The 12,105-nt window shown below is 41.7% G+C and carries 14 protein-coding genes and 1 riboswitch; all 14 genes read right to left on the reverse strand.

Annotated elements, in window-relative coordinates:
• Positions 1-100: 100 nt before the first annotated feature.
• Positions 101-1,183, reverse strand: coding sequence for an elongator complex protein 3 (locus tag HMPREF3182_RS00530; protein WP_007392920.1), 1,083 nt, complete (start codon positions 1,181-1,183; stop codon positions 101-103).
• Between the two features lie 4 nt (positions 1,184-1,187).
• Positions 1,188-1,910 (reverse strand): ribonuclease III, encoded by a 723-nt coding sequence (gene rnc, locus HMPREF3182_RS00535; protein ID WP_007392821.1) that lies wholly within the window; start codon positions 1,908-1,910, stop codon positions 1,188-1,190.
• Between the two features lie 9 nt (positions 1,911-1,919).
• A complete protein-coding gene (gene fabF / locus HMPREF3182_RS00540) occupies positions 1,920-3,170 on the reverse strand; it encodes a beta-ketoacyl-ACP synthase II (RefSeq protein ID WP_007392894.1) in 1,251 nt (416 codons plus the stop codon).
• A gap of 30 nt (positions 3,171-3,200) precedes the next feature.
• On the reverse strand, positions 3,201-4,160 hold the full coding sequence (locus HMPREF3182_RS00545) for an NAD(P)H-dependent flavin oxidoreductase (RefSeq protein ID WP_007392832.1): 960 nt from the start codon (positions 4,158-4,160) through the stop codon (positions 3,201-3,203).
• 68 nt (positions 4,161-4,228) lie between these two features.
• Positions 4,229-4,474 carry an acyl carrier protein gene (locus HMPREF3182_RS00550; RefSeq protein ID WP_062484899.1) on the reverse strand — a complete coding sequence of 82 codons (246 nt, stop codon included), beginning with the start codon at positions 4,472-4,474 and terminating at the stop codon, positions 4,229-4,231.
• A 43-nt stretch (positions 4,475-4,517) separates the two neighbouring features.
• Complete coding sequence (gene fabG / locus HMPREF3182_RS00555; protein WP_007392896.1) at positions 4,518-5,261, reverse strand: 3-oxoacyl-[acyl-carrier-protein] reductase; 744 nt, start codon at positions 5,259-5,261, stop codon at positions 4,518-4,520.
• Between the two features lies 1 nt (position 5,262).
• Entirely contained in the window at positions 5,263-6,204 is a 942-nt protein-coding gene (gene fabD / locus HMPREF3182_RS00560; protein ID WP_036257730.1) for an ACP S-malonyltransferase, read from the reverse strand.
• Positions 6,205-6,223: 19 nt separating this feature from the next.
• Entirely contained in the window at positions 6,224-7,222 is a 999-nt protein-coding gene (locus HMPREF3182_RS00565) for a beta-ketoacyl-ACP synthase III (protein WP_071777857.1), read from the reverse strand.
• The gene (plsX, locus tag HMPREF3182_RS00570) at positions 7,212-8,234 is read right to left on the reverse strand and encodes a phosphate acyltransferase PlsX (protein WP_007392871.1); all 1,023 of its coding nucleotides are present in this window, start codon (positions 8,232-8,234) and stop codon (positions 7,212-7,214) included. Before plsX ends, HMPREF3182_RS00565 begins: the two co-directional genes overlap by 11 nt.
• Before the next feature lie 14 nt (positions 8,235-8,248).
• The gene (locus HMPREF3182_RS00575) at positions 8,249-8,788 is read right to left on the reverse strand and encodes a DeoR family transcriptional regulator (RefSeq protein ID WP_007392876.1); all 540 of its coding nucleotides are present in this window, start codon (positions 8,786-8,788) and stop codon (positions 8,249-8,251) included.
• A gap of 146 nt (positions 8,789-8,934) precedes the next feature.
• A complete protein-coding gene (locus HMPREF3182_RS00580) occupies positions 8,935-9,165 on the reverse strand; it encodes a YdbC family protein (protein WP_007392881.1) in 231 nt (76 codons plus the stop codon).
• Between the two features lie 102 nt (positions 9,166-9,267).
• Positions 9,268-10,119, reverse strand: a complete 852-nt coding sequence (locus tag HMPREF3182_RS00585) for a YitT family protein (protein WP_062484901.1) — start codon at positions 10,117-10,119, stop codon at positions 9,268-9,270.
• The gene (locus HMPREF3182_RS00590) at positions 10,116-10,532 is read right to left on the reverse strand and encodes a RuvC family protein (RefSeq protein WP_062484903.1); all 417 of its coding nucleotides are present in this window, start codon (positions 10,530-10,532) and stop codon (positions 10,116-10,118) included. The genes HMPREF3182_RS00585 and HMPREF3182_RS00590 overlap by 4 nt, the downstream gene beginning before the upstream one ends.
• Before the next feature lie 12 nt (positions 10,533-10,544).
• Positions 10,545-11,783: a DUF3084 domain-containing protein gene (locus HMPREF3182_RS00595; protein ID WP_062484905.1), complete on the reverse strand. Its 1,239-nt coding sequence runs from the start codon at positions 11,781-11,783 to the stop codon at positions 10,545-10,547.
• A gap of 135 nt (positions 11,784-11,918) precedes the next feature.
• A riboswitch (FMN riboswitch) is annotated at positions 11,919-12,035 on the forward strand.
• Positions 12,036-12,105: the final 70 nt, after the last annotated feature.

Genomic DNA, 12,105 nt, shown 5'->3' on the forward strand with positions numbered 1-12,105 from the left:
TCTATGCACAGCCTTCTTTTCCTGCCGTAAACAACGCTGCCTCCATCTTCAGGCATTGTTTTTTTCCCCGGCTCTCTATAAGGAGCAAACAAATATCTTCTCAGATACTCCCCGCATCCATATAGAGCATATATTCACGCTTACTCGTTTGTACAGACACACACGTCGGCGGAAGATCTTCTCTTTCATGCCATTCTATATCCAGAGCATATCGCCATTGACAAAACTTTACGGTAAGATTTCGATATCCTCGGACCCGTGACGTATCTGTACGATGATAAGAAATCGTTATTTTTTCTCCTTGTGGTAATCGTGCTAATACGGCCATTAATTGCCGGCGATAACGATAAGTATCAATTAATTCTCCCATCGCCGGTGTATACGCTCCCCCTAACACTTGCGTGGTATCACTCAACGCATCCGTTGCTTGCAGACCCGTTCGTATCACGGGAATACGAGCTTGTAATAATTTTTGTTTCATGTAAGCACCTCGCCGAATTCCTTCGGCAATAGATAAGGGCGTATAGGTTCCTTTTTGATAGGATATAGCTAGTTCCGTTCCTGCAATGACGACAACTGGATAAATGCGGGCAAAATCACAGTGTAACGCACACGCTTGTGCCACGGTATACTGCAAGCTTGCTACGGTTTCGCCCGGTAATCCTGGCATAAACTGATGTCCTACGCGAATCCCCCATGCTTTCAGTTTAGTCGTTGCTCTTTCTACGTCATTTGCCGTATGACCGCGTTTCGCCAAACGTAACACATAATCATCCAAAGATTGAACTCCTAATTCAACCGTATCGACACCAAATGCAAGTAATCGTTGCAACACCGTTTCATCGATGCAATCAGGTCGAGTCGAACAACGAATTCCTTGAATTTTCCCCGCCTCCAACGCTCGTTTAGCCGGGGTCAATAACGCCTCTTGTATAGCCACGGGAATAGCCGTAAAGCTTCCGCCATAAAACGCCACTTCCCAATGGCGATCTCGTGTATTTTCAGTTATATATGCTTTTATTTGTGCCGCTACATCTGCTGATGTCGGTAGGCCTTGTCGTCCCGTAATCTTCCATTGGTTACAAAACACACAACGATACGGACAGCCAATGTGCGGAATAAAAACGGGGATAATTGATGTTTTCATGGTATTTCCTAAAAAAAGAGATGTGACAAAAGCCACATCTCTACTCCTTAACATATACTTTCTGTAATGCAGCTTGCGCAGCACATTGTTCCGCTTCTTTTTTACTTTTTCCAGAACCTACACCACGTATACTCCCATCTACGCAAACTTGCATCGTAAATGTTTTATTGTGATCAGGTCCTGTTTCAGCACAGAGTACATACGTAATATTATGCTCGCCATCTTGCTGAATATACTCTTGAAATTGCGTTTTATAATCCCTACCATAATGGCCATTTTGAATACGCTGCAAATAAGGTTGCAATTGCGTTAAGATGAATGTACGAGCCATCTCATAAGAGCCGCCCAAATACAATGCCCCGACAACCGCTTCAAAGGCATCTGCTAATATACTGTGCCGAAATTTTCCACCTGACTTAATCTCGCCATGCCCTAATAACATGTATTGCCCCATATTTAAATCTCTGCATACATCTGCTAACGGGGCTTCACTAACCACACTTGCTCGTGCCTTAGACAGATCCCCTTCCATCATATGCGGATAATGCAAAAAGAGGTATTCGCCTACCACCATATCTAAAATCGCATCGCCTAAAAACTCTAAGCGTTCATTACAATATTCATGCCCGCATTGATGCTCATTTGCATATGAAGAATGCGTCAATGCTGCATCTAACAAGTGCCATTGGTCAAAAGAGCTCACCTGTATACGAGCAAGAAATTCGTCTAATTGTGCTTTTCTTCGTGCATCCATACGTATCATCATGCCGCTTTATTCGTACTTTTTAAATAGAAGTGTCGCATTATGCCCCCCAAAACCAAAGGAATTGGAAATAGCTACACGCACATTTTTTTCAACAAATGTTTGTGGTACATAATTCAAGCCTAATTCTTTTAATTCATCTTCCGGTTCAACAAAGTTACGAGTCGGATGAACCTTCCCCGTTTCAATCGTCATCGCACAAGCAATCGCTTCAACTGCACCGGCAGCCCCTAACAAGTGTCCTGTCATGGACTTCGTTGAACTCATCAAAAGATGCTTACAATTTTCACCAAAAACTCGTGCTACCGCCTTTGATTCATTTAAATCATTTAAACGAGTGGACGTACCATGGGCATTAACATAATCCACTTCCTGTGGTGTGACATTTGCATCACGCAAAGCCAATTCTACGCACTTCGACTGCTGTATTCCTTCTGGTGCTGGTGCTGTAATATGATATGCATCGGCATTACTTCCATAACCAGCAACTTCACAATAAATATGTGCACCCCGTTTTACCGCATGTTCTAATTCTTCTAAAATAACAATTCCCGAGCCTTCACCCATAACAAAACCATTACGATCTTTATCAAAAGGACGGGAAGCGTGTTCCGGATCATCATTACACGTGCTTAACGCCTTCATAGCAGCAAAGCCGGCTACGGACGCAGGAGAAATAGCCGCTTCCGTACCACCTGCTACGACTACATCTAACTCACCCCGTTGAATTTTACGAAACGCTTCGCCGATAGAATTGGTTCCAGTTGCACAAGCAGTAACTACACTTAGGCAATTGCCTTGTAAACCAAACGTAATAGATACCTGTCCCGATGCCATATTGCCAATCATCTTAGGTACAGAGAAAGGATTAACTCGCCCGGGCCCTTTAGCAAACAACCCTTTATACAAGTTATGAAGTGTTTCAATGCCACCAATACCCGTACCAATAACCGTTCCGATACGATCTCTATCTTCGTCATCTAAATTTAATGTAGAATCATCTAAAGCCATCTTCGAGGCACACACAGCATACTGTGTCGATAAATCCATATGACGTGCTTCTTTTTTATCAATCCCATACACCGTTGGATCAAAATCGGTAACTTCCCCTGCAATTTGTGCCGTATACTCGGTTGCATCAAAATGCGTAATTTTCTTAATACCATTCTTACCATCCAGTAAGGCCTGCCAAAATACGTCCTTCCCTATACCAACTGGAGAAATAACACCCAGCCCGGTAATTACAACTCGTTTTTCCAACCTTTTCACCTCATTTTTTTATGAACACGATTATTCTGAAATTGCCGCTGCTTCACGGGTAATATTCGCAAAGATTTCTTTTACTGGCAAAATATCGTGAATATATTGCATACATCGTCCAGAAAAGACCAAACCCGTTTCCACATCGCCTTGTTGTGCCCTTGATAACGCACGAATAATACAATATTTATGACTACATTTTTTTAGACAAACATCACAGTGTTCAGGACGTGGTGCCTTATCTATCATAATACGTTCAGAAAAGGGTGTCCGAATAGCTTGTCCTGGTAACCCTACGGGGCTATGCACTAAAACAAAATCTTCTGGCTTATTGGCCCGTAAGTATACTTTTTTTAATTCATCCGATGCATTAGATTCGACACTAGCGGCAAAACGGCTTCCCATTTGCACGCCATTGGCTCCCAACTTTAACATCGTTACTACATCGGCGCCAGATAAAACGCCGCCTGCACCAATAACGGGTAAATCAACTGCTGCCCGTACTTCTGGCACAATATCTCGACTCGGTCGATTCGTTCCCAGATGCCCGCCTGCTTCTGACCCCTCTACAATAATAGCCGAAGCACCCAGGGTTTGGGATATTTTAGCTAGCTTTGCTGTTGAAACAATGGGAACAATAGGTGTTCCACTTTCTTTTCCCCACAAAAACATATCGCGTGAAAAACCTGCCCCAGCAACAACTAGATCGATTCCTTCTTCAATAGCAACAGCAACTAATTCTTTAAATTGTCTTGCTGCAACCATAACATTAATACCAATAATTCCTCCATGAGGAGTTAATTTTCTTGCCAATCGAATTTCATGCCGTAATTCATCAAAAGGCATTCCCGACGCCGCAATTAAACCAATGCCACCTTCATTTGCAACAGCTGCGGCTAATCGAGCCGTCGACAACCGTATCGCCATACCACCTTGAATAATTGGCACTTTTGCTATGAGCTTACCTATTTTTAGTTCTGGCAGCTTCACCGTTTTTTCCTCCATTCAAGATACCAGAAGGGAAACCACCGGGTTTCCCTCTGGTTCTCATCGTCAACTTACGCTTTTTTTTCTTTTTCGATGTAATCCACCGTATCCTGTACCGTCTTAATTTTTTCTGCAACGTCATCAGGGATTTCGATATTGAATTCTTCTTCAAAAGCCATGATTAATTCAACGATATCCAAAGAATCCGCGCCTAAATCATCAATAAAAGCAGCATCAAGTTTTACTTCTTTTTCATCCACACCTAATTGTTCTACTACGATGCTTTTTACTTTTTCAAATGTATTTTCTCCGCTCATGTATCATTCACCCCCTTTCAATATAATATGCCTTTGTATTATATTACATAATCATGCCACCGTCTACATGTAAAACTTGGCCTGTCATGTACTTTGCTTCTTCTGATGCCAAAAAGGCCGCTACCGTAGCTACTTCTTCCGGTTTCGCCATGCGTCCCATAGGAATCGTCTTTAAAATATCTTCTTTCGCCGTATCACTTAAAACGGCCGTCATATCCGTTTCAATAAAACCGGGTGCAATTGCATTAACGCGAATATTCCGCGATGCTAATTCTTTTGCTACGGCCTTAGTAAAACCAATAACTCCCGCTTTTGCGGCACTATAATTAGCTTGTCCTGCATTTCCCACAAGCCCAACGATAGATGTCAAATTAATGATAATACCATGACGCTGCTTGATCATCAACTTGCTAACTTGACGTGTACAATGAAATACACCCGTCAAATTGGTATCCAATACTTCTTGCCATTCCGTTTCTTTCATCCGCATCAGCAAGGTATCCCTCGTAATACCTGCATTATTCACCAATATGTCAATGGAGCCAAACGTATCTTTCACTTCTTTTACCATCGCTTCTACGGCCGCTCCATCGGCTACGTCACATTGTATCATCATTCCTTGAACACCCTGTGCTTTTACTAACGCTAAGGTTTCTTCTGCTGCCGCCGTATTTCCCGCATATATAATAGCAACTTGCACGCCAGCTTTTGCTAATTCAACGGCAATGGCACGTCCAATACCACGAGAACCTCCCGTAACAATGGCTGTCTTTTCCGTTATATTCATCTTAATTTCCTCCCTGAAAAAAAGTTAACGTTTCTTCTAATGATGTCACATCATCTACATGTTCACAATGTAGTGACCGATCTATTTTCCGTGTAAATCCACAAAGCGTTTTGCCTGGTCCAACTTCGACCAATACATCTGCCCCCATATTTTTCATCGTCTGCGTGCAAGTGATCCATAACACAGGACTAGCCGCCTGTTTGACTAACGCTTCTTTAATCGCTGCCGCATCTGTTTCAGGCTGTCCCGTAACATTCAAGACAACGGGAATCGTTGCTTGTTGCAACGTAAGATCATGTAACACTTCCCCCAATCGTTTCGCCGCTGGTTGCATGAGCGAACTATGGAAGGGTGCACTAACATGGAGCATAACGGCCCGTTTTGCTCCCGCCTTTTTAAGTTCTTCCGTTGCCTGTTGCACAGCCTTCGTACTACCGGCAATAACCAATTGGCCTGGGCAATTATAATTTACCGGTTCAACCACACCGCCCACCGATGAAATGTCTGCACAAATCGCCGCAATGCGTTCATCATCAAGGCCCATAATGGCTGCCATAGCACCTTCGCCTAAGGGAACCGCCTCTTGCATGAATTGCCCCCGCAACCGTACGGTACGTACGGCATCGGCAAAGGACATAACTTGGGCTGCTACTAACGCCGAATATTCCCCCAAACTATGACCAGCTACTATATCCGGTTTGATACCTTCCGCTACTAATATACGATAGCAAGCGACACTAGCAGTTAAAATAGCAGGTTGCGTATGATAGGTTTTCATTAATTCTTCATCAGGACCTTCAAAGCATAATTTCGTAAGGGAAAAACCTAACGCATCATCCGCTTCTTCAAAGACTTCACGGACCATTGCATATTGATCGTACAAATCTTTTACCATACCCACTTTTTGTGCTCCTTGACCAGGAAAAACAAAAGCCTTTTTCATCATCTATTCACTCCCTTTTCTATATTGCCCATTTCATGACTAGACCACCCCAGGTAAGTCCTGCACCAAATCCGGCAATAACGATAATATCTCCTTTTTTCATACGTCCTTGTCGATTGGCTTCATCCAGTGCAATCGGAATGGAAGCCCCAGATGTATTCGCATATTTTTGGATATTAACAAATACTTTTTCCATCGGTAAATGCAACCGTTTTGCCGCCGATTGAATAATACGAATATTGGCTTGATGCGGTACCATTAAATCAATATCTTCATAAGAAAGACCTGCTCGATTTAATGCATTTACCGCCGTTTGTCCCATGACCTTAACAGCAAATTTATATACTTCCTTACCGTTCATATGAACATAAGTCAAGCCTTTTTGACGATTTTCATCCGTTGGTAATAAAGCTACGCCACTAGAAGGAATACATAAATATTCTCCGCCATTGCCATCAGCTCCCATGTCTACCCCCAACACGCCATATCCTTTTTCAACCGGTCCAAAGACAGCCGCGCCAGCACCGTCTCCAAACAGCACACACGTATTGCGGTCGCTATAATTCAAGACACGACTTAAAATTTCTGCACCAATAACCAATACGTGGCGGTACATACCATTTTCAATAAATTGCGTAGCCGTGATCGCCCCATAAGCAAAACCCGAGCATGCCGCGTATAAATCAAATACAGCGGCCTTTGTAGCACCTAAATTTTTCTGGACAATGCATGCGGTCGATGGAATCGTCATATCCGCAGTTAAGGTGCAAACGATAATCAAATCAATATCAGTAGCTTGAAGTCCTGCCATTTCTAGTGCCTGCTTTGCCGCAATCGTACTCATATCAGATGTATTCATATCATCCGCCGCAATATGTCGTTGACAAATTCCTGTCCGAGATTGTATCCATTCATCGGAGGTATCTACCATTTTTTCCAAGTCAGCATTGGTCAACACCTTTTCAGGCGCATAATGCCCTGTGCCTAATACCCCTGCATATATAGCCTTATTGTTCATTGTATTGTTCAACTTGTTCCTCCTCGATACTTTTACGAATATGGCCTACTACATCTTTTTCCACAAATTCACTGGCAATGCGAATCGCATTTTTTATCGCCTTAGCTTTAGAACTGCCATGACAAATAATAAAACTGCCATTCACCCCCAGTAAAGGAGCCCCACCATATTCCGTAAAATCCAATCGCTTTTTCAAGCTTTTTAAAGCGGGGTATACTGCTAATGCCCCCAATTTAGCCAACCAACCGCCATGACGAATCGCATCTTTTACTAATTTGATAATAAACAAAGCCATTCCTTCGCCAAATTTCAAAATAACATTGCCGACAAAACCATCACAAACGACCACATCGACCGTGCCATTGGGAATATCTCGTCCCTCTACATTTCCATAAAAAGAAATGGTCTTTAAATGTTCTAGCAAAGGATAGGTACGTTGACACAAATCATTTCCCTTAGATGCTTCTTCACCTATATTTAACAATCCGACAAGCGGATCGGCAATACCCAAAATATATTTCGCATAATGAGCACCCATAATTGCACCTTCTAGTAAATGCTTAGGTTTGCTATTCGCATTTGCTCCTGAATCCAGCAACACCGTAATTCCCTTTTTAGACGGAAGGGGAGTCGCAATACAAGGTCGTTCAATTCCCTTAATACGCCCTAACCCAAGTAAAGCAGCACTCACCGCCGCACCTGTACTCCCCGGTGCAACAACCGCATCGCAGCGGCCTTCTTTAACTAACCGCGTAGCTACTAAAATCGATGCATCCTTTTTCTTACGAATCGCCTGTGCCGGGTGTTCGTGCATTTCTATGACTTCACTCGCATGTACAATGGATATTCGACTCTGTTGAGCCGCTCCATATTCTTTTAATAAAGCACGTAACCGTGTTTCATCGCCGACCAAAACAACTTCAATATCATCTGTCTGAACAGCGTCAATAGCACCTAAAACGGTTTCCTCCGGTGCATAATCACCACCCATGGCATCTACAGCAATCTTCATGTAAAGCAACTCCATTATTCTAATGATTCAATAATAAACTTTGTACGAAAAACTTCTTTTCCATTCTTGCGTGTTTTAACCCAAACATAATATTTATTTTCTCGTTGACGAATCACTTCAGCCATTGCCACCAGTGTATCGCCAGCTGTAACTGGCTGTTTGTACTTCATATTAGCAACAGACGTAATAATAACGGGTAAATGCAATACATGCCGAGCCAAGGCATTCGCCTGTGCATACAATACCTGTGAACGTACAATATGCGCTTCATCTACCATATCGACCGTCGCGGTTAAAATAGAAATTGCCCGCTCTCCTACTGTGCATTCGACGACTTCGCCAACTTCACCAGCCGATTGTCGCATAGGTAGTGCCTGTGCCTTTTCTTTAATGCGAATCCGCATTTCCGGAATACCTAAGGCCAAGCGATCTAAACGAATTGTTGCCACACTCACGGAAAATAATTCCGCTAGCTCTTCATCATTGATGAATGGATTATCTTCAATTCGTTTTTTTAATAACTCATGCCGTTTTTGTCTCACTATACGACCCATCTCTTATCACCTTTATTATGACCAAGTACTAATAGTACATACAACTAGAGATTATATAATGATTTTATCTATTTTGCAAGTTTTATACATAGCAAAAAAAGTATGCATTCTTACACAACTGTGACATAGCATACTTTTTAACTCCCTTAATACTTATCTACATCTAATTTATTTAAAATATCCCGTAACTCTATAATTTCATCCTTTGTCAACGTAATCCCTTTAGTCATCGCTTGATACTCGGGATCCCATGCACGCAAATCAAATTTAGGTGCACGATTATTCCAGCTAATATACGTTAATTGTTTACGCCAACCATCTTTATTTTCTGATAAGGTACCACATACATCTTCAATGTTAAATTGCAATTGTTTCATCTTATAATCCTCCATTCATACTAATAACACATATATGTATTCCTTTTTTTATATAATATCAAAGATGTTCTTTCTGTCAATTATTTTTTATAAAAATTCATATTAAACATGGCTCGATCGTCTTTTTTTAAATAGTCCCCCATGAGCTTCACGAATATCAAAAATGGAAATAAACGCCTGTTCATCAACTTGATGTACCGCCTCTTTAATCGTCATTACTTCTAACCGGGATACGACACAATATAATACTTTTGTTGATTGCCGCATATATGCACCTTCCCCATGTAACAAGGTAACAGCCCGTCCCAGCCGATGCAACAAATAATGTGATACTTCATCATGTTGTGTCGTCACAATTAAAACCCCTTTCATTTCATCCAAACCATTGGCAACGACATCAATCATTTTATATGCAATAAAATACGCAATCAACGAATACATTGCACTATCCCAAGAAAAGACAAAGCCTGAAATGCCTAAAATAAATAGGTTAAAAAACATGATTACTTCCCCCACAGAAAAGGGAATCTTTTTATCGGCAATAATGGCTAAAATTTCCGTTCCATCTAATGAGCCCCCCCAACGAATAATCAAACCGACACCTACCCCAATAATGATGCCCCCAAAAATAGTCGATAAAAAGGGATCATACGTAACAGGCGTCAAGTGAGCCATATGTAATATTTTATTCCAAAAGGATAGGCTAATAACAGATATAAGCGATAATACTGTAAATAAACTACCAATTTTCTTATACCCCAGAATAAAAAAGGGAATATTAAACAAAATAATAAACACACTGAAACTAAGTCCCGTAACCTGTGCTACCATAAGGGAAACGCCTACGATGCCTCCATCAATAACCTGATTGGGTACGAGAAAAATGTCTAATCCTAAGGTATAAATAAGTGCTCCCACAGCTAAACCAATAATCCGCACTATATAAGAAATCATACGTTCTCTCCCTGTTGTTGAATATACCTTTGGCCAATAATCCAGGCGACAAAATCATCTACCGGCACGGGGGGAAACTGCAGACAAAGTGGTACCACTCGCCGCCATCCTCGCCGTGGGGTCATACGAAAATATAACCGCCTTCCTTCGACAGTCGTATTCTTTTCATCAACTAATGCATAGGCAATCGTCTTTATCTGTTTCGCCAGCCATGCCGCAACAACCCCTTGCAAATGTTTATGGCACGTCCCATCGCCCATAGCAATATGCGTAAATCCATATTGCACTTGTAATTTCGTTAATACCGCTGCCAAAGAAGCGGACGGAATGATATGTTTTTCTACGAGTGTCCCGTCCCGACGCAGGATAGCGATACCCGTTTTTTCTGAACCCGGATCAATTGCTACAATCATCCCTATCCCTCCTTATATAACCGGTGTAATTTGCAAGGAAATATTTAATGGTCCTTCCGTATACGTCGTTTCTCGGCAAATTACCTTTACTTCGATCGTTCTATCTTGATATTGTTGCAACAATGAAATGGCCTTAAACATATCCGCTGCCGAAAGGACCCCTATATTTCCTGTCAGTGGATCGGGAAGCACCCCTCTCTGACGTGCCGTTTCATTGACCTTACGCAATATACGCATCACTTGTAACTCGGCATTACCCGTAATCATTTCCGGAGTAAGGCGATACGTATATACAACCTCACCTTTTCTATACATTTTAATATGGTCATATAATTGCACATGTACCAACGCCGGTTCACCTAAAATGATATTTCCTGCGGCGGCAATACGTACCAAAAGCGGTTTTGAGCCGGCGCCTTGCAATGCTTTTACGGCACCATTAAACTCCGTCGGTGAAATATATACTAAAACTGCGTTTTTATCTTGTATACCCATTTGCTTGCTAATCCGTATATTCGTTTCTTGAATAGCCTCACTAAGACGCTGTTTTGCCTGCAATTCATTACCCCCGCCCGAAATAACCGAACTAGACAAAATTTCACCAAATCGATACATTACCGTACCTTCCCGTACGTGTATCATACTATCATTCAAAAATTGTATCCGCTTATCCAATAATTGAATCGTATCCATCATACGCTGTTTCGTCTTTTCTAACGACACTAGCTCTTGTTTGGCCTTTTCCTTATCATATATGGCTCGTTGTTCCTGTAGCCGTGCTTCGTTTAACGCCTTTTGGATAATAAATAACTGTTTTGTCTTTTCATCTCGCACTTGCCTAGCCTGTTGTAAATCCATTTGTGTATGCTGAAGAGCCAGATTTTTTCTTTTTAATTGCTGATCTTGCTGAGCTAATAACCGCGATGATTCTGCAATCAATCGATTTTTATTCTGCAAAATCTTCCCCAATTCTTTTTCTTGGGCTTCTAACCGATCACGTTGTTCCTGTAATCGTTGTATACCAAATAAGGCCACCCGCACATTTTCAGAAAGAATCCCCAACACACAAAGTGTCATCGCTGCAATACATACGCCAGTAATAATCGTAATCAATATGGATGAATATTTTGGCCGCAATCCAAATATTTTGATTTTCCGTTTTCCTACTCGCGAGCCAATCTTATCTCCTAAATAGGCAATACAACCCCCCATAATGGCTAAAATAAATAACATAATGATTCCGTACTGCATACTGCACCTCCTTTATATATCATATACTATATAGATACATATGTCATGACCTATTTTCATTTTCTTTTCCCACCTCTAAGCCCATTCGCCTTGACAAAAGTACGTAAATAGAGTATAATAAAAACGTCATACAAAATGAATCTTCAGGGCAGGGTGCAATTCCCGATCGGCGGTATAGTCCGCGAGCGCGTTAGCGCAGGATTTGGTGCAATTCCAAAACCGACAGTATAGTCTGGATAGAAGAAGGTGAAAAGATATTTTATTTTTTGTTTCTTTGCCCCGAAGCATTTGCTGGGGTTTTTTTTATGCCCGCAACTGCACG

This window comes from Megasphaera hutchinsoni (assembly GCF_001553405.1).
Taxonomy (GTDB): Bacteria; Bacillota; Negativicutes; order Veillonellales; family Megasphaeraceae; genus Megasphaera; species Megasphaera hutchinsoni.